The following is a 23,947-nucleotide window of genomic DNA, read 5'->3' on the forward strand; positions in this document are numbered from 1 at the left end:
GGGGCGACGGGGACGGGGCGTGGTTACGGGGAAGGCGGCGGGCCGGAGCTCTCCCGGACGATCAGCTCGGGTACGGACATGGGGTGCGGGGCGACCGGCTCGGCCTGTTCGACCAGCCCGTACAGCAGCCCGAACGCGGCCCGGCCAAGCCCCGTGAAGTCCAGCCGCACGGTGGTCAGGGAGGGCGTGAGATACGCGGAGTGCGGGGCGTCGTCGAATCCGGCCACGCTCACCTCGCCGGGGATCGCCCGGCCCGCCTCGTGCAGCGCGCGGATCACGCCGAGCGCGAGGTCGTCGTTGCCGCACAGGATCGCGGTGACCGACGGGTCGCGGGCCAGCTTCTGCCCCGCCCGGTAGCCGCTGGCCGGGTCCCAGCTGCCCGCCACCGGGCGGGGCTCGACCGCCCCGGCCTCGCGCAGCGCGTCGCGCCAGCCGGCGGTGCGCTGGCCGGTGCGGCGGGTGCTGGAGGGGATCGCGACGTAGTGCACGGTGCGGTGGCCGAGGCCCAGCAGATGGCGGGTGGCGGCGCGGGCCGCCTCCCGGTCGTCGGTCCACACCCAGGGGCGGTGCTCGCCGGGCGGGCTCGCGGGGGTCTCCACCACGCCCACCACCGGCAGTTCCTCGGGGACCGCCGCCAGCGCCCGGACGCCCGCGGTGTCGTACGCCATCACGATCAGCCCGCCGCCGGTGTCGGCCGCGCGCTGCACCTGGTCGCGCACGGCGGCCTCGTCGGCGGTCTCCAGTACGCCGATGCCGACCGCGTAGGAGGAGGCGCGGGCGGCCTCCTCGATGCCCTGGAGGGTCGCGGCGTAGCCGTAGTGCGTGGTGTCGGCGGTCAGCACGGTGACCGAGCGCGTGCGGCCGCTCGCCAGCGCGAGGGCGGTGGCGCTGCGCCGGAAGCCCAGCTCCTCGATGGCGGCGAGGACGCGCTCGCGGGTCGACGGCTTGACGCTCGGATGGTTGTTGATCACCCGCGAGACCGTCTGGTACGAGACGCCCGCCGCCGTCGCCACATCGCGGATTCCGGGCCGTCTTGTGTGACCGGTCACATTCATGCCAGGATTGTGACCGGTCACATGGGGGTCGTCAAGAGAACGCAACGAGGAATCACGAGGCGGACCAGGAGGGGACACGTTGACCGATACGGCATCCGACACGACATCCGAGGCGACGTCCGAGGCGACATCCGAGGCGGGGTCAGGCGGCGCCCGGGACACGTTCACTTGGGGCCACGCGGGGCTCACCGCCCACTTCGCGACGGGCCCCGACGGGGTCGTACGGCTGGTGCAGCTGGCGATTCCGGACGACGGCGGGCCGTTCACCGACAGCGGCGCGCTGCCGCTCGTCGAGGTGCTGGCCCTCGGATACGGCAGCGAGTGGTCCGGGCAGCGCGGCATCGAGACCGCGCTGGGCGCCCGGCTGCGCCACCGCGGCCACCGGGCCGTACGGGACATGCGGGACGGACAGGACTGGCACCGGCTGACGGTCGACCTCCACGACCCCGACTCCGGCCTGGCCGCCGAGGTCCGGCTGTCCTCCCCCGACGGGCTGCCGGTGCTGCGCGGCGAGGTCCGGCTCACCAACGAGGGCACGGACCCGCTGGTCGTCCAGGCCGTCACCAGCCTCACCCTCGGCGGGCTCCCCTCCCCCGACGCGCTCGACGCGCACTGGGCCCGCAACGACTGGCTCGCCGAGTGCCGTTGGGACGGCGAACCCCTGCGCGACCGGATCGTCGACCTCAGCCGCGACGCCCACCAGCACGACAGCCGCGCCGCCCTCACCCGCCACAGCCGTGGCAGCTGGCCCACCGACGGCCATCTGGCCATGGGGGCGCTGACCGACCGCGCCACCGGGCGGGCGTGGGTGTGGCAGATCGAGTCGCCGGCCGGCTGGCGCTGGGAGACCGGGGAGCTGGCCCACGGCACCTACCTCGCGCTCCACGGGCCGACCGACGCCGAACACCAGTGGCGCACACGGCTCGCCCCCGGCGAGTCCTGCACCACCGTCCCCGCCGCGCTGGCCCTCGCCAGGGACGGCGGCTTCGATACGGCCCTGGCCCACCTCACCGGCTACCGCCGCGCCACCCGGCGCCCGCACCCCGACCACACCGCCCTGCCCGTGGTGTTCAACGACTACATGAACACCCTGATGGGCGACCCCACCACCGACCGGCTGCTGCCGCTGATCGACGCCGCCGCCGAGGCCGGGGCGGAGTACTTCTGCATCGACTCCGGCTGGTACGACGACGATGACCAGGGCTGGTGGGACAGCGTCGGCGCCTGGCAGCCCTCGGCCCGCCGCTTCCCCGGCGGCGGCATCCAGGCCGTGCTCGACCACATCCGCTCGCGCGGCATGGTCCCCGGGCTGTGGCTGGAGCCCGAGGTCGTCGGCGTGCGCAGCCCGGTCGCCGCCGAACTCCCCGACGACGCCTTCTTCCAGCGCGACGGGGTCCGCCTCGTCGAACACCGCCGCCACCACCTCGACCTGCGCCACCCGGCCGCCCGCGCCCACCTCGACAAGACCATCGACCGCGTCGTCGGCGAGTGGGGGGTGGGCTATCTCAAGCTCGACTACAACATCAGCGTGGCGCCGGGCACCGACTGGCACCCCGAGACCGGCCGCACCGCCCCCGGCGCGGGCCTCCTCGCCCACGCCCGCGCCTACCAGGACTGGCTGGCCGCCACGCTCGGCCGCCACCCCGGGCTCGTCATCGAGAACTGCGCGTCGGGCGGGATGCGCATGGACTGGTCCTCGCTGGCCGTGACGCAGCTACAGTCCACCAGCGACCAGCAGGACCCCCTCCGCTATCCGCCCATCGCCGCCGCCGCGCCCACGGTGGTGCCGCCCGAGCAGGGCGCGGTGTGGGCCTATCCGCAGCCCGAGTTCACCGACGACGAGATCGACTTCACCCTGGCCGGCCCACTGCTGGGCCGCGTCCACCTCTCCGGCCACCTGGACCGGATGTCCCCGGGGCAGCTGGCCCGGGTGCGGGCGGCCGTCGCGACGTACCGGCGGCTGCGGGGCGACCTGGCCACGGGGGCGCCGTTCTGGCCACTGGGGCTCCCGGGCTGGGACGACACTTGGGTGACGTTGGGCGTGCGGAGCGGCGAGGCCACGTATGTGACGGCGTGGCGGCGCGAGGGCGGCCCGCCGGAGTGCGCCCTGCCGCTCGCGCACCTGTCGGGCCGCCGGGCAGAGGTCGAGGTGCTGCACCCGGCGGCCGCGGCGGGCGGCGAGGCGCGGTGGGACGCGGCCCGCGGCGAGCTGGCCGTGACGCTGCCGCGGACGCCGATGGCGCTGCTGCTGCGGCTGACGCCGGCCGGCTAGGCGGGCCCGGCGTCAGGATCCGCCGTCCTGGCCGTCGTTCGCGCCGTCGTCGGGTACCCAGCGCAGCACATCGCCGGGCTGGCAGCCGAGCGTGCGGCAGATCGCGTCGAGCGTCGTGAACCGCACCGCCTTCGCCCGACCGTTCTTCAGCACGGCGATGTTGGCCGGCGTGATGCCGACGGCGGCGGCGAACTCGCCGACCGACATGTTGCGTTTGGCGAGCTGGAGATCGAGATCGACGACGATCGCCATCAGACCACCCCGGCGATCTCGGTCTCCAGATCCGTCGCCTTGCGCAGCAGGCTGCGCATGATGACGACGAGCATCGCGAACGCCGCCCCCACGCCCACGCACGCGATGGCGGCGGCCAAGGCGCTGATGACGTCCATGCTGTCGTCGGGAGAGGGGATGTCGGCCAGGGCCAGATGACCGGCGACCCCGATCGCCAGCAGCGTCGCCACGATCGAGGCCCCGATGATGACGTCGACCCACCGGAAGGCCCGCGAGGTGAAGATCGCCCCGCGCCGGACCATGGCGAGCAGCATCCACACCGCGCCGAGCGCCACTTGGACGCAGGCGACGCCGACGATGGCCACCGTCACGTACGGCGCGGCGAAGGGCTCGTACGGCGGGAAGCGGTCGACCTCGTCGGCCGCCGTCGTCGGGATGACGACGATCTGACCGAAGAGACCGAGCAGGATCGCCGCGGCGATGCCGGCCCGGAGTAAGGCGATGAGGACTCGATGCATCGATCGATGATCGATTGATTTCTATCGAAAGTCAATCGATCCCCTGCGGCGGCCCCCGTCAGTCGCCACCGCCACCACCGCCACCGCCGCCCCCGCAGGAGGCGTGGCCGCCACAGGAGTGCGACCCCCAGTCCGAGCCCGAATCCGAGCCCGAATCCGAACCCGAATCCGAGGCAGAGGCGGCATCCGAGGCGGAGTTCAGCTCGCGGTCGTATTCGTCGGCATCCTCGATCGCCTCGCCCATACGAACCAGGCTTGCGCCCAGCCCGTCCCCATACGGCGTCGCCTTCCAGACGGCCTTGCGCAGGCGCTCGTCCTCAACGGCGGCGAGGCCGTCGAAGACATACGCGGGAAGCGCCCCCTCCTGCCTGGCCGCCTCCAACTCCCGTTGGCCTGCGGGCGTGATGTGCTGCCTGGACCGGCTGAGCAGGCCGTACGAGGCGAGCCGTCGCCCGATCTTCTTCATCTCGGGGCCACGCCGAACCTTCTCGGCCGCGGAGAACGCGTACTCCCCCCTCGGGTGGCACTTCTTGATGATCGCGCGCTCGACCGCGTGGTCGGCCGGATCCACGGCCCTGAGGGCCCGCATCCTGGAGTAGATGAACTTGATCGCGCCGCGCTCGCGCAGCTGAATGAGAGCGGTCCGGGCCACGCGCCGCGGCCCGCCCGCCAGGTAAGCGATGTCGTAGATGTCCAGCGTCAGCGGCGCCGCCGATTCGCGGCGCCGGAATATCGTCCGCACAGGAATGCCCCCGTCCACCCCGTCCATTCCTTTACCGCCAGTATGTCCGCCCGGTGGCCCGCGAACCGGGGACGGCGCCATTCCAGAGGAAGACTTGAGCTTGGCGCCCACGCCCTCACCGAACTGGAGACGCTGCTTCGCAAGCGGCTCAAGGCGCTCCAGCACAGGAGGCATGGCGTCCTCGCTCACACAGGGGTGACGCCATCAGCCGAGGGCGCCTTCTCCGATGCCGGTGCGCGGTTGACGGTGCCTGTCCGGCCCGCTCCCAGGCCCGTCAGGGCCTGGGCGGCGCACGCGAGGAGCAGGGCGAGGAGCGTCCAGTGCCAGGCGCCGCTCATGTCATGCAGCACCCCGGCGCCAAGCGGGCCCAGGACGCCGATCAGGTATCCGATCCCCTGCGCCATGCCGGACAGTGCGGCGGTCGTCGGCGCGTCCGGCGACCGCAGCGCGAACAGGCTGATCGCCAGAGCGAACCCGGCGCCGAGCCCGAGCCCGAGCAGGATGACGGACGGCCACAGCAGGACCCGCGGCGCCAGCAGTACGCCGGCCAGACCCAGCCCGCTCAGGCACGCCACGGTCACCGCCGCCGGCCGCTGATCGGCGAACCGGCGCCCGGACACCGACAGCAGCGCCGCCCCGGCCATCCCCACGAGGTTGCACAGCGACAGCGCGAGCCCGCCGGACGCCGCGCTCATCCCCCGGTCCTGCCACATCGTCGGCAGCCATCCGAACGCCGTATACGACAACAGAGCCTGAGCGCCGAAGAACACCGTCACCCGCCAGGCGAGCGGATCCCGCCACAGCCGTGGCGCCGCTATGGGGACCGGTACGGCATCGGCCGGGAGCGCGCCCGCGTCCGCGCCCCGGTGGTCCATCGCGATCAGGACGGCCACGATCGCCGCCACCGCCATCGGCACCGTCAGAAGCACGAGCGGTGCCCGCCACGCCGACCCGGTCAAGTCCGAGAGCGGAACGACCAGCGCCGGACCGACGGCCGCGCCGAACGTCAGCATCGCCGAGTAGAACACGGAGACGCCGGCCACCGAGTCCGGGAACTCCCGCTTGATCAGCCCCGGCAGCAGCACGTTGGCCACCCCGATCGGGGCCGCGACCAGCACCGTCCCGAGGAGCAGTTGCGGCGCCGAGGAGCCTGTCCGGATCAGCGCCCCCGCCGCGAGCACGCCGAGCAAGACCGCCAGCAGCGTGCGGGATCGCACGCGCTCGCCCAGGCGGGGCGCCATGAACGCGAAGACGCCCAGGCAGAGGACGGGCAGCGAGGCCAGGACGCTGATCGTCACACCGGACAGCCCCAGGTCGCCGCGGACGCGCTCGAGCAGCGGGGAGACGGAGGTGATGGGCGCCCGCAGGTTGAACGCCAGCAGCGGGATGGCGATGAACAGCAGCGGTCCACCGCGCTTCGCCGCTGTCGGGGTGAACGCGGAACCACCCGATTTGGGCCGGACGGCCTTGCGGTCGGTTGACATGCCAGGTCTGCCTTTCACACGGCGACTCCATACCGATACAAGGCGTACCGAATCATTATTGAGAGGGCGAGCGCAACCGCCCGGCCCTCCGCACGGCACACTGGACAGCCGGCATCCACCCAGCCACGCGCCCCCAAGGCCCGACAGAACGGAAACGCAGTCCGTGACTCCCGTCTCGCAGCCCCCCGCCGACGCCGACGCGCCGCGCACCGCGGGCAGGAAGAAGGACCCGCAGATCGACTCGGCCGCGCTACAGGCCACCCTCGAACTACTGGAGGAGGTCGGATACGCCGAGACATCCTTCAGCAAGGTCGCCGCCCGCGTCGGTGTCCACCGCCCGGCGATCTACCGCCGCTGGCCCTCCAAGCAGCACCTGGTCACCGAAGCCGTCGGCGCCACCCTGGGACAGGAGCCCACCCCCGACACCGGGGACCTGCGCGCCGACCTGATCACGGGCATCACCACCCTGGTCGACGCCTTCACCGGAACCATGGTGGGCCAGGTGCTACCTGCGCTCGTCGCGGACCTCGCTCACCACCCCCGGCTGCGCGAGGACTTCCTTGCCTCCGTCTTCCACCCCCGCCGCGACTCCACCGCCCGCCGGCTGCGCACGGCGGCCGACCGGGGCGAGATCCGCCCCGACTTCGACCTGGAGTTCGTCCTGGACGCGCTCGCCGCCCCCGTCTACTACCGGACACTGTTCGGCCACGCCCCCGTGAGCCGGGACGTGGCCGAACAGAGCGTGGATCTGGTGCTGGCGTCGCTCACCCGGCCCTGACGGCAGCGAGCGGGCGGCCCCGGAGGCTCGGCGCCATGGCGTCACCCCCGGGGCCGCGCTCCGGGGCGAGGTCAGCACTTCTTTATGATACGGTCCGCACCGTATCGAAAAGGAGACAGCTCATGACCGTACACAACGAGCAAGATTGGCCCGGAGGGCTCGACGTCAAGCAGGTGCGCGTCGCGCGGCCGACCGATCGGCTGACCGAGGTCGTCCGGTTCTACCGCGACGGGCTGGGACTGGCCGAACTGTTCAGCTTTCAGGGGCACGCCGGCTACGACGGGGTCATGCTGGGCCTTCCCGGGAGGTCCTACCACCTGGAATTCACCCAGCACGTGGACGGCAGTCCGTGCCCCGCACCGACCAAAGACAACCTGTTGGTCTTCTACACCCCGGCCGTCGACGCCATGATGCTGATGGTGCACCGGCTGACGGCAATGGGACACCCTCCCGTGGAAGCGGAGAACCCGTACTGGGAGGAGAACGGCGCGGTCACGATCGAAGATCCCGATGGCTGGCGTGTTGTGCTCGTGCCGTCGGCAGGAATCTGAGGCCGCTGCGCTCGGCCGACGTGCTGTCAGCTCTCGGGACGGGCCGGCATCCGAGGCGGAGTTCAGCTCGCGGTCGTTTTCGTCGGCATCTTCGATCGCCTCGCCCATACGAACCAGGCTTGCGCCCAGCTCGTCCCGATACGGCGTCGCCTTCCAGACGGCCTTGCGCAGGCGCTCGTCCTCAACGGCGGCGAGGCCGTCGAAGACATACGCAGGAAGCAGGCCGTACAAGGCGAGCCGTCGCCCGATCTTCTGAACTTGATCGCGCCGCGCTCGCGCAGCTGAATGAGAGCGGTCCGGGCCACGCGCCGCGGCCCGCCCGCCAGGTAAGCGATGTCGTAGATGTCCAGCGTCAGCGGCGCCACCGATTCGCGGCGCCGGAATATCGTCCGCACAGGAATGCCCCCGTCCACCCCGTCCATTCCTTTACCGCCAGTATGTCCGCCCGGTGGCCCGTGAACCGGGGACGGCACCATTCCAGAAGAGAACGCGCGCGTCTGCCGGATTGTCGGCGCGGACGCCTTTGGTTTGGAGAAGGCATCCACGGTTCCGGAACTGGTAGGACGCGAGGTCGTGGAGCACGGTTATCTCTCCACGGAGGTCGGACGCACCCCACCGTTCACGATCAAGCCGCAAGAGCCCGTCGTCCTCCAGGTCACTGCGCCGCCGGGCACACCCGCCCTGCCGGTTCGCTCGCTCACCCAGGTCACCACGGAGAACGAGTTGCTGCTGGGGCGCGATCTGAGTTACTCGATCCTGTCATCGCGCTACGATGACCGCCTACGGATGTGGTCTTTGACAGTGTTCATCAGGCCCGGCTCGGGAGGCGCGTCGTGACACGTGATATGCGTGACGACGAACCGAAGTTCAACCTGATCGAAAATGAGACCTACGAAGACGCGGTCCAGCGGCGTGTCGAAGCAATGGACGCGCTCGGCGAATACATTCCGCCCTCCCCCTACGAACTTTTTCTCAAGCGGCGGAAGCGGAAGTCTGGCTCCGCGGCCTGATGATGTTCCTGGTTGCGGAGCCGGTCGCGCTGCGAGGGCCGCATCCTCGCACAACACCTACATCCGCGCCGCCACTCTCGGGCGCCCGCCTACGGCGCCCGAGAGCCCGCGGGGCTATTCCGGCTCCGGCCGTCCCCCGGCCACATCGCAGACCATCGCCCCGATCGTCAGCTTCATGTTGCGCCGCAACTGGTCCAGCCGCCCCTGGAGGATCGCCGTCGCGTTGACCGGGTCGGCCCGTACGGCCGCGCGGGCCCCGCTGTCGCCCGGGCCGTGCATGAACGACTGGCGGACGACGGTCTGCTCGGGCCGGACGGCGGGGCGCAGGTCGTAGCGCCAGGCGGCGAACGGCTCATGGGTTTCCGGGGCGCCGCCGTACACGTCCCAGCCGAACGAGTACGGCGGATGGGCGGCGGTGACCACGCACAGCACCTGCGTGACCAGGCCGTTCGGGAACCGGTTGCGGGCCTCGTACCGCGCGCCGACCGCCGGTTCCGTCCAGCCGTCCAGCCAGGCCGCGTGGGTGCACTCCGGGCTCCAGTCGCCGTAGCGCGAGAGGTCCGTGATCGCGGACCAGAGCTCGTCGACGGTCAGGTCGACGAGGAGTTCGACCTCGGTGTGGGCGCCCGTGACTCCGTAGTCTTCGTCCATGCGCGGGTAGACCGGCCGGGCACCGAAAACTCATCGCGGCGCCCAGGACAACACCGGACCGCGCCCCGCCGCGCAGCGGCGTCAGAGTTCGACGGATGAGGTGGCCAGGTCGAGCTCGACCCAGACTTCCTTGCCGACGGTCCGCTCGCGTACGCCCCAGCGGGTCGCCAGCGCGCGAACGATGAGCAGCCCGCGCCCGAACTTCTCATCGGGGGTGGGTCGGCGCGGCCGGGGGAGGCGTTCGCCCTTGGCATCGGAGACGGCGATGCGCAGGAGGGTTTTGGTGAGGGTGAGCTGGACGCGGAAGTTGCGCCCCGGGACGCCGCCGTGGAGGACGGCGTTGGTGGCCAGCTCGGAGACGATGAGCGCGGCGTCGTCCGCGAGGGCGGGGTAGCCCCAGTGGGCGACCAGCCGCGCCGTGTAACGGCGGGCGAAGGTCACGCTTTTGGGGAACGGGGAGTAGTCGACTCGGTCGTGATGGACGACGGGGTCATTGGGGTCGGGGATCCGTGGGTCTTGGGGCGCGAATGCCATCGCACACCTCCAGCAGGCGATTACGGGCCTGGGCACACGGAGGCAGGGCGGAGCACGTCCGCCAACCCACCTCGCTGCGCAAGCGGTTCATCACGGACCGTAAGCCCGCCGCCGAGATCAACTCAAGTTCCTCCCGGAGGATATCCTCCGAACGTGGCTTGCAAGGCGTCCCCGACCGGCTCCAGACTGACCACGCACCGCCCAGGAGGAGCGACAGTGACCACAAGTCAGCCGATGCAGGGGAACAGCACCTCGACCGTCTTGGGGCGCAGGCTCGGCGAGGAGCTCATCAAGCTGCGCACCGCAGCCGGTATGACCCAACCCCACGCCGCCAAGGCCCTCACCGCCTCCACCACCAAGGTCGCGAAAATGGAGCGCGGATGGGTGCCCATGCGCGACCCGGACATCCGCACCTTGTGCGAGCTCTATGGCGTGGCCGACCCGACAGTCGTCGGTGGCCTGCTCGAGTTGGCCAAGGTCGACCGCGAGCGGCGTAAGGCCAAGGGCTGGTGGAACGACTTCCCCGGACTCGGCGACATGCACGAGTACGTCGCCCTGGAGAGCGCCGCGACAGCCATCAACGCCTGGCAACTGACGTTCGTCCCCGGGCTGCTCCAGACCCCTGACTACATTCGCGCGCTCAGGCAAGACGCGCCGCCGGCGGAGCGCCGTGGTGACGACGAGGACTTCGTGGCCGCGCGGCTCGCGCGCCAGCGGCGACTCGACGACGGCCAGCCGCCGATTTCGCTGCGCGCGGTGATGTACGAGGCAGCGCTTCGTAACCTGATCGGTGGAGCCGAGGTGATGCGCGCACAGTTGGAGCACCTGGGGCAGGTGGCGCGACAAGCGAACGTCAGCCTTCAGGTCCTGCCCTTCAGCACGGGAGCACGTCACGGGATGAACTGCACTTTCAACGTGCTCTCGTTCGCCGAACCCGGCGCGATGGACGTGGTCTACATGGAAGTTCCGTTCACCCGGCTCTGGGTCGAGGGCGGGGAAGCGGCCGCACGGCACGTCGAGTTGTTCGAGAGAATCGCCGCACAAGCCCTCGGCGAGCACGACTCCCTGGAATTCATCACCAGCCTCAGCAGAGAACTGTGACCGATGCCTGATTTCGAGTACCGCAAGTCCACCTATAGCGACCCCGAGCGTGAGTGCGTCGAGGTAGCCACCAACGCGCCCAACGCCGTCGCGATACGGGACTCCAAGCACCCGGGAGGACCGATACTCCGCGTGCCGCCCGCCGCCTGGGCGGCCTTCCGGGCCGCCGTCGCCGACGGGCGGCTCGCGTAGCACGGCGAGTGATGCCCAACGGCGAGTAAAGTGCCTGAGCCCAGGGCCTGTACGGGAGCCGACTGACGGTCTGCCCGTTCCCTGGACCGTGCTTGGGACCAAACGGGGGTGGCCGTGACACGGAACGCGCAGCCGGGCCAGCTGATCGGGGGCCGGTACCGGCTGGTCTCCGACCTTGGCTCGGGAGGATTCGGGCGGGTCTGGAAGGCTCATGACGAGACGCTGCGCATCGACGTGGCGGTCAAGGAGCTGTGGCTGCTCCAGGCGGTGCCCGAGACAGAGCAGGCCGAACGGCTGGCGCGCGCCGAGCGTGAGGCCCGCAACGCGGCCCGGCTGCGCGACCACCCGAACATCGTCGCGGTCCACGATGTCGTCATCGAGGACGACCGCCCCTGGATCGTGATGCAACTGGTCGACGGCCGCTCGCTGGAGAAGCGTCTCGCCGAGCACGGACCGCTGTCGGCGGAGGGGGCCGCGGAGGTCGCCGAGCGGCTGTTGCACGCGCTCGGCGCGGCACACGACGCGGGGATCGTGCATCGCGACGTCAAGCCGGCCAACGTCATGATGGCCGAGGACGGCAAGGTCCTGCTCGCCGACTTCGGGATCGCGGTCCACCATTCCGACACCGCCCTGACCGCCACAGGGGCGGTCATCGGCTCGGTGGAGTACATGGCCCCCGAGCGGGTGCGCGGCACCGACGGGCTGGCCGCCAGCGACCTGTTCTCCCTCGGGGTGACGCTGTACCAGGCCGTCGAGGGCGTGTCGCCGTTCCGCCGCGACACCCCCACCGGATCGCTGACGGCCGTCCTGTTCGACCAGGCTCCGCCGCCCCGGCGAGCCGGACCGCTCGCACCGCTCATCACGAAGCTCCTGGAGAAGGACCCGGACCGGCGTCCGACCGTCCCGGCGGCCCTGGCCTCGCTCCGTTCACCGACAGCGGCCATGCCCACGCAGCCCGCTCGCCGCCCGGCACAGTCCAGCACCGTCACGTCGCGCCCCCGGCGCAGGGCAGGGGCGCTCGCCGTCGCGGGCGCCCTGGTTCTGGCCCTCGCCGTGACCGGCCTGGTAGTGAAGTGGCCGTTCGGGGGATCCGATGACAAGGCCGCCGGTAAGGAGGTGGGCGGTGGCACCCGCACCGGCACGATCGGCCTGGCGCTGCCGACCGAGGACTCCGAGCGGTGGACGACCGACGGCAACGCCATGAAGAAGCAGTTCGAGGCCAAGGGCTACAAGGTCGACCTCCAGTACGGCAACGGGGACGCCAACCAGCAGGCCTCGCAGATCGACAACATGATCGCCACGGGGCACAAACTGCTGGTGGTCGCCCCGGTCGACAGCGCCGCGCTGGCCGACGTGCTGAAGCGGGCCAAGGACGCGGGCATCAAGGTCATCGCGTACGACCTGCCGCTGCTGAACACCGACGCGGTCGACTACTACGTCAGCTTCGATATCCGCAAGGTCGGCCGGCTCCAGGGCGACTACATCGTCCACAAGCTGGGGCTCGACAGGGGCGAGAAGGGCCCGTTCAACGTCGAGCTGTTCGCCGGTGCGGCCACGGACCCGAGCACCCGGTCCTTCTTCAACGGCGCGATGGACGCGCTCAAGCCGTATATCGACAAGCACCGGATCGTGGTCCGCAGCGGCGAGACCCAGCTGTACCAGCTCACGACCGACCGCTGGGACGGCGCTGTCGCCCAGAGGCGGATGAACGACCTGCTGGTCGGGTCGTACACCAAGGCCAGGCTCGACGCGGTGCTCTCGCCGTACGACGGCATGTCCCTCGGCATCGTCTCCGCGTTCAAGAGCGCCGGCTACGGCATCAAGGACCGGCCGTACCCGATCGTCACCGGGCAGGACGCGGAGCTCGCCTCGGTCAAGTCGATCAACGAGGGCGAGCAGACGCAGACCGTCTTCAAGGACAGCCGCAAGCTCGCCAAGGCCACCGTGCGGATTGGCGACGCGATGCTGACGGGTGGCAAGCCGGAGGCCGACACCACCGCGTCGTACGACAACAACGAGAAGGTGGTCCCGGCCGAGCTGCTGCCGCCGGTGAGCATCGACAAGTCCAACACCCGGATTCTGGTGGACGAGGGCTACTACACCGCGGCCGACCTGGGACAGTAGGCGCCCCCTTAGGCCAGCCACTGGTCGTACGCCAGCTTGCAGACCAGCGAGACCACCACGACCACCAGCACCCCCCGTACGAACCCGCTCCCCCGCTTCAGCGCCATCCGCGCGCCCAGCATCCCGCCGCCCAGGTTGAAGAGCGCGAGCAGCCCCGCCATGCGCCACAGGACCGTGCCCTGGGCGGCGAAGGTGACCAGCGCGCCGAAGTTGGTGCAGACGTTGACGACCTTGGCCGTGGCGGAGGCGGTGACCAGGTTCATATGGAGGGCGGCGACCAGGGCGATGACGAGGAAGGTGCCGGTGCCGGGGCCGATCAGGCCATCGTAGAAGCCGATGCCGAGGCCGATGGCGAGGATCGCGGCCAGGACGCGCTGCCTGGTCAGGGGCTCCGCGGGGGCCGGGGCGGTGCCGAAGGCCGGGCGGAGGAGGACGAACGCGAGGACGGCCAGCAGGACCACCATGATCAGCGGACGCAGCACGCCGCTGTTGATGCCGGAGGCGAAGAAGGCGCCCGCGAGGGAGCCGGCGACGGCGGCGGCGCCGATGCGCACCGCGAGCCGTAGGTCGAGCGGGGTCTTGCGGGTGTACGTGATGGCGGCACCGGTCGTGCCGACGATGGCGATCGCCTTGTTGGTGCCGAGGATGTAGGTGGGCTGGAAGTTCGGCAGTCCGACCAGCATGGCGGGCAGCAGCAGGAGGCCCCCGCCTCCCACCACCGCGTCGATCCAGCCGGCACCGGCCGCGGCCAGGCAGAGCAGGAGCAACGTCACCAGCGATATGTCAGGCATGACTCAGGAGCCTAGAGCGGCCCGGAAACCCGGACCGACCCAGGCCCGGGACGACCGCCGGCCACCCCCGGGCCGACGGTCCGTCGTAGGCGCGCGGCCGTGTGCTACCGCTTCTTCGGGGTCGCCGGAACAGGGGTGACATGGCACTTCTTGCCCGCGATCCCCTTGAGGGCCAAGTCGGCGTTCTTGTGCGCCACGACCTTGCACGATACACCCGGCTTGCCGGGCTTGCCCGGGAAGGCCAGAACGGGGCACTTCACGGTGCGGATCGGCTTGCCGGGGACCCCCTTCACCACGGACAGCTCGATCCCGTCACCATTCTTGACGATCTTGATGGCCTTGGCAGGCTTGACGACCTTGGTGGCCTTGCCGGCCTTGGCGGCCGGGACGGCCGGGACCGCCTTGTCGAGCTCGAAGGCCTTGGCGGCCTGGACGGGTTTGCCGACCGCGACCACACAGAGCTTGGACCCCTTGGCCGCGCTCACCACAGCGGCACTCCCCTTCGAGGCGGTGTGCGACGGGCCGGCGGCCGAGGCGGAGGCGACGGCCCCCAGCGTCAGGACGCCGACCGCGGCGGCGAGCGCGACACCCCGGCGCTTGGTGGCGGTGGAGCTGGAGCGAGTCACAAGTGTCTCCTTGGGTAGGCGGGTTGGGCCCGGCGGACGCTCGGTCCGTCGGTGCACCCACCGTGGCGCACCGACGCTGAGTCCTCGCTGAAGGCTCTTCAGCGGAGGCTCAGCTTGCGCGTGCCATGCTGCTGCCGTGCGCATTCTCGTGGTGGAAGACGACGCCCGGCTCCGCGAACTCCTCAAGGAAGGCCTGGAGCAGGAGGGTTTCACCGTCGAGACGGCCGGTGACGGGCGCAGTGGCCTGGCGCTCGCCCAGGGCGCCGAGTACGCGGCGATCGTGCTGGATGTGATGCTGCCCGGGCTGTCCGGCTATCAGGTCTGCTCCCGGCTGCGGGAGGCCGGCATCTGGACCCCGATCCTGATGCTGACCGCCAAGGACGGCGAGTACGACGAGGCCGACGGCCTCGACGTCGGCGCGGACGACTACCTGACCAAGCCGTTCTCCTACGTCGTCCTGATCGCGCGGGTGCGGGCCCTGGTGCGGCGCGGCGGCCTGGATCGGCCCGAGGTGCTGGAACTGGGTGATCTGCGGCTGGAGCCGGCGGCCCTGGCCTGTAGTCGGGGGAGGGAGAGCGTCACCCTGACGGCCAAGGAGTTCGCCGTGCTGGAGTGCCTGGCCCGCCGCGCGGGACAGGTGGTCTCCAAGACCGAGATCGTGCACACGGTGTGGGACACCGCCTACGACGGCGGGGCCAATCTCGTCGAGGTCTACATCAGAACCCTGCGCCGCAAGATCGATGTGCCGTACGGCCGACAGGCGATCCGCACGATACGGGGCGCGGGATATCTGCTGGCCCGGGACGGGGGGTGACGCGGTATGAGCCCGCTGACCGGGATCAGTGTCCGAGCCAAGGCGGCGTCGGCCGCCGCCGGGACCGTCCTCCTCGCGATCGCCCTGTGCATGCTGGCCCTGGTGCTGACCCTCCAGCAGAACCTGCGCGACAGCGCGAAGGTGGACGCCGACCGGGCCGCCGCCGGCCTCAAGGGCCAACTGACGGGGTCCGGGGAGATACGGAAGGGGCGCGAGGTGGTGGTCCTCACGCCCAAGCAGGTGACCATCAAGGACGCGGCGGGGAAGGTGATCACGCCCGCATATCCGGCGGAAGCTCCGCGGAAGGCCAAGGCGGACAGCCGCGCGCCCGCCGTCCTCACCGTGGGGAACCACACCCCGTACAGCGTCGCCGTCGCTCCCTCGACCACCGCCCTCGACAACGCCACCCAGCTACTGCTGCGCCAGGTCGCCCCCGCGGCCGCCGGGCTCGTGCTGTTCGTGGCCGCCCTGACCTGGCTGCTGGTCGGCCGGGCCCTGCGCCCGGTGGCCGCCATACGGGAGGAGTTCACCGAGATCACCGAGCGCGATCTGCACCGCCGCGTCCCGGTGCCCAAGGCGCGCGACGAGATCTTCCGGCTGGCGCGGACCATGAACGCCACCCTGGACCGGCTGCACCGGGCCATGACCCGGCAGCGCCAGTTCGTCGCGGACGCCTCGCACGAGCTGCGCAGCCCCATCGCGGCCGTTCGCGCCCAGCTCGAACTCGCCCTGGCCCGCCCCTCGCGCACGGACTGGCCGACCGTCGTGCACAAGGCCCTCCAGGACACCGACCGCCTCCAGTCCGTCGCCTCCGACCTGCTGCTGCTCGCCAGGCTGGACGCCCAGGAGGCGCCGCCCCGCTCCCCCGTGGACCTCGGGGCGCTGGCGGCCGAGGAGGTACGGCGCCATCGGCGCCATCCCGGCACAGTCGTGGCGGCGGGCGAGGACGGCCACGCCGGGCCGCCCGCCGTGGTCCACGGCAGCCGCGTACAACTCTCCCGGCTGCTCACCAATCTCGTCGACAACGCCCGCAGACACGCCCGCACGACCGTCTCGGTCAGTGTCGCGGTCCGCGACGGCATGGTGGAGCTGTCCGTGGACGACGACGGGCCCGGCATCGCCGAGGCCGACCGCGAGCGGGTCTTCGAGCGCTTCACCCGGCTGGACGACGCGCGGGCCCGGCAGGACGGCGGCACCGGTCTCGGCCTCGCGATCGCGCAGGACATCGCCCATGCCCACGGCGGGACTCTGACCATCGGCACCAGCCCCCGGGGCGGGGCCCAGATACGGCTGAGGCTTCCGTCTGAGATGCGACTTTGACAACTACCAGACACAACTGATCAGTTGGTCAGTAGTATCTGCCCGTTCTTGGCCGCGTCGCGGGTGGAGGTGTACGAAGGTGCCGTCAGAGACCGTGACCGTCGTCGTGGTCGCGTCCGCTGTGCTGGCGCTGGTCTCGCTGTCGGGCGCGGTGTGGGTCGTCAAGCTGCGCAGAGCGGTCGCCGAGGAGCGTGGGGCGGCGGAGCGGGAGCGGGCCGCGGCCGCCGGGGCGCGGGCCGTCGCCGAACAGGAGCGGGCCGTCGCGGCCGAGCGGGCCGAGGAGGTGGCCCGGCTGGCCGCCCTGCGGGTCGAGTTGGACGAGGCGGCCCGCCGGGAGCGGAACCTGCGCGACTCCGTCCAGGCGTCGTTCGAGTCCGTGGCCAGGAATGTGCACGCCATGGCGGTGGTGCAGCAGCAGGTCCTCGACGGCCTCGAACAGCGGATCAGCGAGGCGGCCGTGATGGCCGAGGTGATGAAGGCCGACCACGCCGCGGCCCAGATGACGCGCAAGGCACAGACCCTGATGGTGATGTGCGGGATCTGGCCCGCGCGGCGCGAGACCCGGCCGGTGACGCTCTTCGACTGTGTGCGCGGCGCGCAGTCGCGGATCGTGGAGTTCGGGCGGGTGGAGGTGCACGGCGGGCAGACGCTGTACGTGGTGGCGCCCGCGGTCGAGGGCCTGATGCACTCCGTCGCCGAACTGCTGGAGAACGCCACCGTCTTCTCCCCCTCGCGCACCCAGGTCGCCGTCTCCGTCCGGGAGGTCGCGGCGGGCGCGGTCGTCGAGATCGACGACGCGGGGCTCGGGATGCCGCCCGATGTGCTGGAGCAGGCCGTCGCCCAGCTCCGCGAAGGGCTCGACCTGGCTCAGCTCGGGGCGGTGCCGCGGCTGGGCCTCGCGTGTGTCGGGCGCTGGTCGCGGGAGCTGGGCTTCGGCGTGGAGCTGTCGACGGCCTCGGCGTACGGCGGGACGCGGGCGGTGGTCTTCGTGCCGCACCGGCTGCTGGGCGGGGGCGCCGAGCCGGTCCTGGACGCGGAGCCGGTCGTCGTCGAGCCCGTGACCGCGCCCGCCCCCGCCGGGCCCGGATCCGGGGGCGGACCCGAGGGCGGGGCCGGGCTGCCGCAGCGGCGCAACCGGCGCCGTACGGCCCCGAAGGCGCCCGATCTCAAGGCGCCCGCGCCCGACGACGACCCCTGGACCCCCGAGGCCGCTCGCGCCTCGATCGCCAGCATCGTCTCCGGCACCCGCCGCGGCCGCGCGGAGCTGGCCGAGGAGGCCGGGGCCGAGGACGCCGAGGCCGAGCAGGACCCGGACACGGACCGACAGGACCCACAGGACCGACAGGACCGAGAAGGAGGCCGGTAGTGGCCGGAACCATATCCAGGCTCCCGGACGTTGGATGGATGCTGCGTCCGCTGACGCAGATCCCGGGCGTGCGGCATGCCGTCGTCGTCTCGGAGGACGGTCTGCGCATGGGGCACGACTCCGCCGAGGGGTTGACGGGGGAAGTGCCCTTACTGGACGTGGCGGAGGCCGAGTCCCTGGCCGCCGCCTGTGCGGCGCTCACGGTGACCGGGCAGTCCACGGCGGCGCTGTTGTTCGGGCACGAGGCGGGGGTGCGGCAGCTGATGGTCGAATCCGACAAGGGGTTCGTGCTGTTCACCTCGGCCGGCCGGGGGGCGTCCCTGGGAGTGGCCACCGATCCGGAGGCGGATGTCGGCCTGGTGGCCCAGCAGATGCAGCTGCTGGTGGCGAAGATCGGCTCCCATCTCTCGAGCCGCCCTCGGGAGTCGATGAACCCGGCGTCATGACGGAGCCCCGAGAGGAACGGACCACCGCGGCCGTGCGGCCCTACGTGATCACACGTGGCCGTGCCGGTTCCTCACGGGACGACCTGCCCTGGGAGACGCTCGTCATGGCCTCGGGGAGCACGCCGCCACCGGAACTCCAGCCGGAGTACCGGCGGATCGTCGACTTCTGCCAGGGCCTGCTGTCGGTGGCGGAGGTGGCCGCGCACCTCGGCCAGCCGCCGGCCGTGGTGCAGGTGCTGCTGGCCGACCTCATCGACTGGGGGCACCTCGTGGCGCGCCCGCCGGTCCGGGTCGTCCAGCGTGCCGATAGGGACTTGCTGAGGAAGGTGCTCGATGGGCTTGAGAGCAAGCTCTGAGGTCTGGGCCGGGGCGGCCGGAGGGACCAGAGCGGACGGCGTGGCCGGAGCGCCTGGAGCGGACGGCCCGAATGACATGAACAGTGCGAAAAACGTGGACAGCGTGGACAGCGGGGGCGGCGTGGACAGCAAGGGCGGCGTGGACGACATGAAGGACGACGCGGACGCGGACAAAGCCGACGACTCGGCCGACCCCGACGATCTGGCCGACACACCCGTCATATATGTGCAGTCCAGCGTGTCCGGCGCGGCCAAGATCCTTGTCGTCGGCCCCATGGGCGTCGGCAAGACCACGCTGATCGGCACGGTCTCGGAGATCAAGCCGCTGTCCACCGAGGCGACCATGACCAAGGCGGGCGCCCGGCTCGACACCGCCGTACGGCCATCCAAGATCACGACCACCGTGGCGCTGGACTTCGGCCGGATCACGCTCGGCGGCGAGTTGGTGCTCTATCTGTTCGGCACGCCGGGGCAGCAGCGTTTTCTACCCGCGTGGAAGGACCTGGCGCGCGGCGCCCTGGGCGCTCTCGCGCTGGTCGACACCCGCGACCTGGAGGCGTCCTTCGACGCCATCGGCCACCTCGAAGACCTGGACGTCCCCTTCTCCGTCGCGGTCAACGCCTTCCCCGACAGCGTGCTGCACAGCGAGGACGATCTGCGCTCCGCGCTCGATCTGCTCCCCCACACCCCGCTGGTCATCTGCGACGCGCGGGAGCACAAGTCCTCGGTCAAGGCACTGATCTCGCTGGTCACCCACCTCATAGAGACCATCACGGAGGCGTCATGACGGTCGGCGCGCCGTCCGGGCCGCCCGACCCGGTGCCGCTGTACGGGCCGGGGCTGGACGGCGACATGCCCGCGCGGTACGAGCGGATGCGCCGCGAGCACGGCCCGGTGGTGCCGGTGGCCATCGCCCCCGGCGTCGAGGCGTGGCTGGTGCTCGGCCATCGCGAGCTGCTCCATCTGACCCGCGACGAGCAGCACTTCTCGCACGACCCCAGGCGCTGGTCCGCGCTGCGCGACGGCCGGGTGCCGCCCGACTCGCCGCTGATCCCGCTGGTCGGCTGGCGCCCCGCGCTGCTGTTCGCCGACGGCCAGCAGCACCGCCGGATGCGCCAGGCGGTCGCCGAGGCGCTGGCCCGGCTCGACGGGCACGAGCTGATCCGCCGGGTGCGGGCCACCGCCGAGCGCCTGATCGCCGGGTTCGCCGACCGCCACGAGGCGGATCTGGTGCCGCAGTACGCGCGGATGCTCCCGCTCCAGGTCGTCACCCAGCTCCTGGGCCTCGACGAGGAGCAGGGGCCGCGGCTCGTCGAGGCGATCGCCTCCGTCGTCGCCCCCACCGCCGCCGCCACCGGCGCAAACCGGCGCATGGGCGGGATGCTGCTGGAGCTCATCGAGCGGAAGAAGCGGCAGCCGGGCCCGGATGTGACCTCCTGGCTGCTGGAGCACGAGGTCGGCCTCAGCGACCAGGAGGTGCTGCACAACCTCGTCGTGATCATCGTGGCGGGGAATCAGACCACCGTGAACTGGATCGCCGACGCCGTACGGGTCCTGCTCACCGACCCGGGCTTCCGCTCCTCGCTGAGCGGCGGCCATCTCACCGTCGACGACGCGCTGGACCTGGTGCTGTGGCGCTACCCGCCGACCGCCAACTTCCCCGGCCGCTACGCCACCCGCGATCTGCGCTTCGGCGGGCAGCACATCCGCGCCGGGGACATGCTCATCCTGGGCCTGGCGGGCGCCAACGCCGACCCCGAGGTGCTGCCCGAGGACGGGCGGCCGGTCGTCGGCAACCGCTCGCACCTCGCCTTCGGCGCGGGCCCGCACACCTGCCCGGCACAGGACCCGGCGCGGCTGATCACCCGGACCGCCGTGGACACGCTCCGGCACCGGCTGCCGGACCTCGAACTCGCGGTGACGAAGGACCAGCTGACCTGGATCACCTCGCCCTGGTCCAAGAACCTGGCCGGGCTGCCCGTGCGGTTCACCGCCCCACAGCTCGCCGCGGGCGCGGCGACGGCCCCCACCGCGGATCCGGATTCAGCGGATCCGGATTCAGGAGACCGACGATGACCGACGACGGCCGATGCCCCGTATCGCACGCCGACTTGGCACCGCACCGGCTGGACCCCACCGGAGCCGGCCAGCACGCGGTCAACGAGCGGCTGCGGGAGCGCGGGGCCGCGGTCCCGGTCCTGCTGCCCGGCGAGGTCACGGCCTACGCCATCACCCGGCACGAGGAGCTCAAGGAGTTCGTCGCCCACCCCGAAGTCGCCAAGGACGCCCGCCACTTCGCCGCGCTGCGGGACGGTGAGATCCCGCCCGGCTGGCCGCTCGCCACCTTCGCCACCGTACGGGGCATGACCACCGCCGACGGCGCCGACCACAAGCGGCTGCGGTCCCTGGTCACCCGGGCGTTCACCCCGCGCCGGGTGGAGCGGCTGCGCCCCGCCGTCGAGGAGCTGACCGCCACGCTCCTGGACCGGCTGGCCGAGGCCGCCGCCGCGGCCCCCGACGGCGTGGCCGATCTGCGCCGCCACTTCGCGCTGCCGCTGCCCATGGGCGTGATCTGCCGGCTGCTCGGCGTCGACGCCGAGCACCAGGACCGGCTGCACGCCCTCTCCAACGACATCGTCGGCACCCGCACCGCGCCCGAGCGGGCCCTGGCCGCCAACCGCGAGATGATCGCCATCCTGGGCCAGGTGGCCGCCGCGCGGCTGCGCTCCCCGGGCGACGACCTGACGAGCGCGCTGATCGCCGCCCGTGAGGAGGACGGCGACCGGCTCAGCGAGGAGGAGCTGATCGGCACCCTGCTGCTGATGATCATCGCCGGTCACGAGACCACGCTCAACCTGATCACCAACGCCGTGCGGGCGCTGTGCGCCCACCGCGACCAGCTTGAGCTGGTGCGCTCCGGCAAGGCGTCCTGGGGCGATGTGGTCGAGGAGACCCTGCGCCACGACAGCCCCGTCAGCTTCTTCCCCTTCCGCTACCCGACCCGCGACCTGCCCGTCGGCGACACGGTGATCCCCCAGGGCGCCCCCGTCCTCGTCTCGTACACCTCCGCCGGGCGCGACCCCCGGGCCCACGGCGCGGACGCCGACCGCTTCGACATCACCCGCCACGCCCGCCCGGACGCCGCCCGCCATCTGTCCTTCGGTCACGGCGCGCACTACTGCCTCGGCGCCCCGCTGGCCCGGATGGAGGCCACGATCGCCCTCCAGGCGCTGTTCACCCGCTTCCCCCGGCTGGACCTGGCCGTCCCCGACGAGCGGCTCGTCCCGCACCCCAGCTTCGTCGGCAACAGCCCGCGGGAGCTTCCGCTGCTGCTCACGGCGGCTCACAGCGGCTGACGGGGCGCGCTGAGGGCAGCGTTGCTTCAGGGAAACGGCGGTGATGCGGCCGGGTAACAGGCGGCCCGCACGCTTCCTGGCATGAGGTCGTACAAGGAGTCGGGCAACGGCCGGCGGGTGGTGATCGTCGGCGGCGGCATGGCCGGAACGCGGCTGGCGCAGCAGCTCGCCGCGGCCGCCGTCGGCTCCGTCGGCTCCGTTGACGTGACGGTCATCGGCGAGGAGCCGCACCCGGCGTACAACCGGGTGCTGCTCGCCGAAGTCCTCGCCGGGCGGTACGCCCCCGATGTCATCGCCCTCCCGGCCCTCGCCGTCGGCCGTCGACTCAGCGGCGTACGCGTGGTCCGGCTCGACCGGGACCCGGGCGAGGTCGTCTGCGACGACGGGCGCCGCGTGCCCTACGACTCGCTGGTGCTGGCCACCGGCTCCAACCCGGTGCTGCCGCCACTGCGCGGGCTCTTCGAGCCGCACGGCCACGAGCTGCCGGACGGCGTCCACGCCTTCCGCACCATGGACGACTGCCTGGCCCTCGGCTCGGCCATCCGCCCCGGCGTCCGCGCCGTCGTCATCGGCGGCGGCCTGCTCGGCGTCTCCGCGGCGCGGGCCCTGGCCCAGCGCGGCGCCCAGGTCGTCCTCGCCCACCAGGGCGAACACCTCATGGAGCGGCAGCTGGACGCGGGGGCGTCGCGGGTGTTGCGCCAGCACGTCGAGGCGCTGGGCGTGGAGGTCCACACGGAGTGCCGGGTGCGGGGGCTGCGGACGCGGTCCCCGGACGGCGGCGGGCGCGCGGTGAGCGCCGCGGAGCTGGCCGACGGATACGCGCTGGAGGCCGATCTGGTCGTCCTCGCCTGCGGGGTCCGGCCACGCGTGGGGTTGGCTCGCGCGGCCGGGCTCGACGTGGCGCGCGGTGTCGTCGTGGACGACGAGCTGCGCACGAGCGACCCGCGGGTGTTCGCGATCGGCGACTGCGCGGAACACGGCGGCGTCCTGTACGGCTTGGCCGGCCCGGCCCAGGACCAGGCGGATGTGCTGGCGCGGATTCTCTCCCCCACCCCGCCCCTTCCCGAAACTGGGAAGCTCCGCCCCCCAGCCCCCCAGGGCTCCGCCCCAGCCCCGGATCGAGGCTCCGCCCCGGACCCCGGTCGGGGCTCCGCCCTAGAACCCGCCCTGGGCCCGGCCCCAGACCCGGATCGAGGCTCCGCCCCGGACCCCGGTCGGGGTTCCGCCCCGGACCCCGGCCCGGGATCCACCCAGGTTGTGGGCAATCGTGCCGCTGGGCGGCACGGGTGGGCACAACCTGGCCACCGGGCGGCACACGGCAGCGATACCGGGCCGCGGTATACGGGGAGCCGCGCTCTGACCCGGCTGACGCTCGCCGCGACTTCCAGTCCCCTCGACCTCGCCGCGTTCGGCGAGACCACCCCCGCCCCCGGCGACGACGTCGTGCAGCTGGCCGACGCCACGCGGAACGCGTACCGCAAGGTCGTGGTCCGCGGGGACCGCCTCGTCGGGGGGATTCTGCTCGGCGATCTCGGCAGCGTCGGCGCGCTCGCCCGTACCTGGGAGGGTGACGAGCCGCTCCCCTCCACCCCCTTGCTGCACCTGCTGACCAACGATGGAGGCTCCTGA

27 protein-coding genes and 1 pseudogene are annotated in these 23,947 nt (G+C 71.9%); 18 read left to right on the forward strand and 10 right to left on the reverse strand.

Going from position 1 to position 23,947, the window contains the following annotated elements; translation table 11 throughout:
- Positions 1 to 23: 23 nt before the first annotated feature.
- Positions 24 to 1,055 (reverse strand): LacI family DNA-binding transcriptional regulator, encoded by a 1,032-nt coding sequence (locus ABTY62_RS44940; protein WP_352135174.1) that lies wholly within the window; start codon positions 1,053 to 1,055, stop codon positions 24 to 26.
- A gap of 79 nt (positions 1,056 to 1,134) precedes the next feature.
- Here ABTY62_RS44940 and ABTY62_RS44945 point away from each other — a divergent pair, with 79 nt between their 5' ends.
- On the forward strand, positions 1,135 to 3,327 hold the full coding sequence (locus tag ABTY62_RS44945) for an alpha-galactosidase (protein ID WP_352135175.1): 2,193 nt from the start codon (positions 1,135 to 1,137) through the stop codon (positions 3,325 to 3,327).
- Between the two features lie 12 nt (positions 3,328 to 3,339).
- On the opposite strand, the gene ABTY62_RS44950 is transcribed toward ABTY62_RS44945, so the two are convergent.
- Genes ABTY62_RS44950 through ABTY62_RS44965 form a run of 4 tightly spaced genes read right to left on the reverse strand, consistent with a single transcriptional unit; the run spans position 3,340 to position 6,302 of the window.
- On the reverse strand, positions 3,340 to 3,579 hold the full coding sequence (locus ABTY62_RS44950; RefSeq protein ID WP_352135176.1) for a helix-turn-helix domain-containing protein: 240 nt from the start codon (positions 3,577 to 3,579) through the stop codon (positions 3,340 to 3,342).
- Positions 3,579 to 4,076, reverse strand: a complete 498-nt coding sequence (locus ABTY62_RS44955) for a DUF2975 domain-containing protein (RefSeq protein WP_352135177.1) — start codon at positions 4,074 to 4,076, stop codon at positions 3,579 to 3,581. Before ABTY62_RS44955 ends, ABTY62_RS44950 begins: the two co-directional genes overlap by 1 nt.
- Positions 4,077 to 4,134: 58 nt before the next feature.
- A complete protein-coding gene (locus tag ABTY62_RS44960; protein WP_352135178.1) occupies positions 4,135 to 5,007 on the reverse strand; it encodes a TIGR04222 domain-containing membrane protein in 873 nt (290 codons plus the stop codon).
- Entirely contained in the window at positions 5,004 to 6,302 is a 1,299-nt protein-coding gene (locus ABTY62_RS44965; protein ID WP_352135179.1) for an MFS transporter, read from the reverse strand. Before ABTY62_RS44965 ends, ABTY62_RS44960 begins: the two co-directional genes overlap by 4 nt.
- A 163-nt stretch (positions 6,303 to 6,465) precedes the next feature.
- Between ABTY62_RS44965 and ABTY62_RS44970 the strand changes: the two genes are divergently transcribed.
- On the forward strand, positions 6,466 to 7,080 hold the full coding sequence (locus ABTY62_RS44970) for a TetR/AcrR family transcriptional regulator (protein WP_352135180.1): 615 nt from the start codon (positions 6,466 to 6,468) through the stop codon (positions 7,078 to 7,080).
- Between the two features lie 122 nt (positions 7,081 to 7,202).
- On the forward strand, positions 7,203 to 7,631 hold the full coding sequence (locus ABTY62_RS44975) for a VOC family protein (protein WP_352135181.1): 429 nt from the start codon (positions 7,203 to 7,205) through the stop codon (positions 7,629 to 7,631).
- Between the two features lie 62 nt (positions 7,632 to 7,693).
- Here the strand turns inward: ABTY62_RS44975 and ABTY62_RS44980 are convergent, their stop codons facing one another.
- A complete protein-coding gene (locus tag ABTY62_RS44980; RefSeq protein WP_352135204.1) occupies positions 7,694 to 8,107 on the reverse strand; it encodes a TIGR04222 domain-containing membrane protein in 414 nt (137 codons plus the stop codon).
- A 52-nt stretch (positions 8,108 to 8,159) separates the two neighbouring features.
- On the opposite strand from ABTY62_RS44980, the gene ABTY62_RS44985 reads away from it, so the two are divergent.
- Positions 8,160 to 8,468, forward strand: coding sequence for an ADP-ribosyltransferase (locus tag ABTY62_RS44985; protein WP_352135182.1), 309 nt, complete (start codon positions 8,160 to 8,162; stop codon positions 8,466 to 8,468).
- Positions 8,465 to 8,641: a hypothetical protein gene (locus tag ABTY62_RS44990; RefSeq protein ID WP_352135183.1), complete on the forward strand. Its 177-nt coding sequence runs from the start codon at positions 8,465 to 8,467 to the stop codon at positions 8,639 to 8,641. The genes ABTY62_RS44985 and ABTY62_RS44990 overlap by 4 nt, the downstream gene beginning before the upstream one ends.
- Positions 8,642 to 8,755: 114 nt before the next feature.
- On the opposite strand, the gene ABTY62_RS44995 is transcribed toward ABTY62_RS44990, so the two are convergent.
- Together ABTY62_RS44995 and ABTY62_RS45000 are read right to left on the reverse strand one after the other, a co-directional pair.
- The gene (locus tag ABTY62_RS44995) at positions 8,756 to 9,292 is read right to left on the reverse strand and encodes an SRPBCC family protein (RefSeq protein ID WP_352135184.1); all 537 of its coding nucleotides are present in this window, start codon (positions 9,290 to 9,292) and stop codon (positions 8,756 to 8,758) included.
- Positions 9,293 to 9,373: 81 nt separating this feature from the next.
- Positions 9,374 to 9,826 carry an ATP-binding protein gene (locus tag ABTY62_RS45000; RefSeq protein ID WP_352135185.1) on the reverse strand — a complete coding sequence of 151 codons (453 nt, stop codon included), beginning with the start codon at positions 9,824 to 9,826 and terminating at the stop codon, positions 9,374 to 9,376.
- Positions 9,827 to 10,042: 216 nt separating this feature from the next.
- Between ABTY62_RS45000 and ABTY62_RS45005 the strand changes: the two genes are divergently transcribed.
- From ABTY62_RS45005 to ABTY62_RS45020, 4 genes and pseudogenes are all read left to right on the forward strand, one after another.
- Positions 10,043 to 10,927, forward strand: coding sequence for a helix-turn-helix domain-containing protein (locus ABTY62_RS45005; protein WP_352135186.1), 885 nt, complete (start codon positions 10,043 to 10,045; stop codon positions 10,925 to 10,927).
- A 3-nt stretch (positions 10,928 to 10,930) separates the two neighbouring features.
- Positions 10,931 to 11,119, forward strand: coding sequence for a DUF397 domain-containing protein (locus ABTY62_RS45010; RefSeq protein WP_352135187.1), 189 nt, complete (start codon positions 10,931 to 10,933; stop codon positions 11,117 to 11,119).
- A 114-nt stretch (positions 11,120 to 11,233) separates the two neighbouring features.
- Positions 11,234 to 12,025 (forward strand): annotated as a pseudogene (locus ABTY62_RS45015) (serine/threonine-protein kinase); the annotation flags it as partial.
- A gap of 36 nt (positions 12,026 to 12,061) precedes the next feature.
- A complete protein-coding gene (locus ABTY62_RS45020) occupies positions 12,062 to 13,243 on the forward strand; it encodes a substrate-binding domain-containing protein (protein WP_352135205.1) in 1,182 nt (393 codons plus the stop codon).
- An 8-nt stretch (positions 13,244 to 13,251) separates the two neighbouring features.
- Here the strand turns inward: ABTY62_RS45020 and ABTY62_RS45025 are convergent, their stop codons facing one another.
- Both ABTY62_RS45025 and ABTY62_RS45030 read right to left on the reverse strand, forming a co-directional pair.
- On the reverse strand, positions 13,252 to 14,034 hold the full coding sequence (locus ABTY62_RS45025) for a sulfite exporter TauE/SafE family protein (RefSeq protein ID WP_352135188.1): 783 nt from the start codon (positions 14,032 to 14,034) through the stop codon (positions 13,252 to 13,254).
- A 104-nt stretch (positions 14,035 to 14,138) separates the two neighbouring features.
- Complete coding sequence (locus ABTY62_RS45030) at positions 14,139 to 14,660, reverse strand: hypothetical protein (RefSeq protein WP_352135189.1); 522 nt, start codon at positions 14,658 to 14,660, stop codon at positions 14,139 to 14,141.
- A 136-nt stretch (positions 14,661 to 14,796) separates the two neighbouring features.
- Between ABTY62_RS45030 and ABTY62_RS45035 the strand changes: the two genes are divergently transcribed.
- The 9 genes from ABTY62_RS45035 (at position 14,797) to ABTY62_RS45075 (ending at position 23,947) form a co-directional block, all read left to right on the forward strand.
- Positions 14,797 to 15,474 carry a response regulator transcription factor gene (locus ABTY62_RS45035; protein WP_311722649.1) on the forward strand — a complete coding sequence of 226 codons (678 nt, stop codon included), beginning with the start codon at positions 14,797 to 14,799 and terminating at the stop codon, positions 15,472 to 15,474.
- Positions 15,475 to 15,480: 6 nt separating this feature from the next.
- Positions 15,481 to 16,794, forward strand: coding sequence for a sensor histidine kinase (locus ABTY62_RS45040; protein WP_352135190.1), 1,314 nt, complete (start codon positions 15,481 to 15,483; stop codon positions 16,792 to 16,794).
- A 79-nt stretch (positions 16,795 to 16,873) separates the two neighbouring features.
- A complete protein-coding gene (locus ABTY62_RS45045) occupies positions 16,874 to 18,160 on the forward strand; it encodes an ATP-binding protein (RefSeq protein WP_352135191.1) in 1,287 nt (428 codons plus the stop codon).
- Positions 18,160 to 18,606, forward strand: a complete 447-nt coding sequence (locus ABTY62_RS45050; RefSeq protein ID WP_311722646.1) for a roadblock/LC7 domain-containing protein — start codon at positions 18,160 to 18,162, stop codon at positions 18,604 to 18,606. Before ABTY62_RS45045 ends, ABTY62_RS45050 begins: the two co-directional genes overlap by 1 nt.
- Positions 18,603 to 18,962, forward strand: a complete 360-nt coding sequence (locus ABTY62_RS45055) for a DUF742 domain-containing protein (protein WP_352135192.1) — start codon at positions 18,603 to 18,605, stop codon at positions 18,960 to 18,962. The genes ABTY62_RS45050 and ABTY62_RS45055 overlap by 4 nt, the downstream gene beginning before the upstream one ends.
- A 148-nt stretch (positions 18,963 to 19,110) precedes the next feature.
- Entirely contained in the window at positions 19,111 to 19,749 is a 639-nt protein-coding gene (locus ABTY62_RS45060; protein ID WP_502997648.1) for a GTP-binding protein, read from the forward strand.
- Complete coding sequence (locus tag ABTY62_RS45065) at positions 19,746 to 21,038, forward strand: cytochrome P450 (protein ID WP_352135194.1); 1,293 nt, start codon at positions 19,746 to 19,748, stop codon at positions 21,036 to 21,038. Before ABTY62_RS45060 ends, ABTY62_RS45065 begins: the two co-directional genes overlap by 4 nt.
- Positions 21,035 to 22,318 (forward strand): cytochrome P450 family protein, encoded by a 1,284-nt coding sequence (locus tag ABTY62_RS45070; RefSeq protein ID WP_352135195.1) that lies wholly within the window; start codon positions 21,035 to 21,037, stop codon positions 22,316 to 22,318. Before ABTY62_RS45065 ends, ABTY62_RS45070 begins: the two co-directional genes overlap by 4 nt.
- 117 nt (positions 22,319 to 22,435) lie before the next feature.
- Complete coding sequence (locus ABTY62_RS45075) at positions 22,436 to 23,947, forward strand: FAD-dependent oxidoreductase (protein ID WP_502997649.1); 1,512 nt, start codon at positions 22,436 to 22,438, stop codon at positions 23,945 to 23,947.

It is taken from the genome of Streptomyces sp. NPDC097640 (assembly GCF_040302705.1).
GTDB lineage: Bacteria > Actinomycetota > Actinomycetes > Streptomycetales > Streptomycetaceae > Streptomyces.

Coding starts and splice junctions, on each gene's coding strand:
- ABTY62_RS45070 (WP_352135195.1), top strand. CDS start 21,035: ATGACCGACGACGGCCGATGCCCCGTATCGCACGCCGACTTGGCACCG.
- ABTY62_RS44940 (WP_352135174.1), bottom strand. CDS start 1,055: ATGAATGTGACCGGTCACACAAGACGGCCCGGAATCCGCGATGTGGCG.
- ABTY62_RS44950 (WP_352135176.1), bottom strand. CDS start 3,579: ATGGCGATCGTCGTCGATCTCGATCTCCAGCTCGCCAAACGCAACATG.
- ABTY62_RS44980 (WP_352135204.1), bottom strand. CDS start 8,107: ATGGTGCCGTCCCCGGTTCACGGGCCACCGGGCGGACATACTGGCGGT.
- ABTY62_RS45060 (WP_502997648.1), top strand. CDS start 19,111: ATGAAGGACGACGCGGACGCGGACAAAGCCGACGACTCGGCCGACCCC.
- ABTY62_RS45040 (WP_352135190.1), top strand. CDS start 15,481: ATGAGCCCGCTGACCGGGATCAGTGTCCGAGCCAAGGCGGCGTCGGCC.
- ABTY62_RS44965 (WP_352135179.1), bottom strand. CDS start 6,302: ATGTCAACCGACCGCAAGGCCGTCCGGCCCAAATCGGGTGGTTCCGCG.
- ABTY62_RS44975 (WP_352135181.1), top strand. CDS start 7,203: ATGACCGTACACAACGAGCAAGATTGGCCCGGAGGGCTCGACGTCAAG.
- ABTY62_RS45000 (WP_352135185.1), bottom strand. CDS start 9,826: ATGGCATTCGCGCCCCAAGACCCACGGATCCCCGACCCCAATGACCCC.
- ABTY62_RS45020 (WP_352135205.1), top strand. CDS start 12,062: ATGCCCACGCAGCCCGCTCGCCGCCCGGCACAGTCCAGCACCGTCACG.
- ABTY62_RS44955 (WP_352135177.1), bottom strand. CDS start 4,076: ATGCATCGAGTCCTCATCGCCTTACTCCGGGCCGGCATCGCCGCGGCG.
- ABTY62_RS45065 (WP_352135194.1), top strand. CDS start 19,746: ATGACGGTCGGCGCGCCGTCCGGGCCGCCCGACCCGGTGCCGCTGTAC.
- ABTY62_RS44995 (WP_352135184.1), bottom strand. CDS start 9,292: ATGGACGAAGACTACGGAGTCACGGGCGCCCACACCGAGGTCGAACTC.
- ABTY62_RS45010 (WP_352135187.1), top strand. CDS start 10,931: ATGCCTGATTTCGAGTACCGCAAGTCCACCTATAGCGACCCCGAGCGT.
- ABTY62_RS45055 (WP_352135192.1), top strand. CDS start 18,603: ATGACGGAGCCCCGAGAGGAACGGACCACCGCGGCCGTGCGGCCCTAC.
- ABTY62_RS45025 (WP_352135188.1), bottom strand. CDS start 14,034: ATGCCTGACATATCGCTGGTGACGTTGCTCCTGCTCTGCCTGGCCGCG.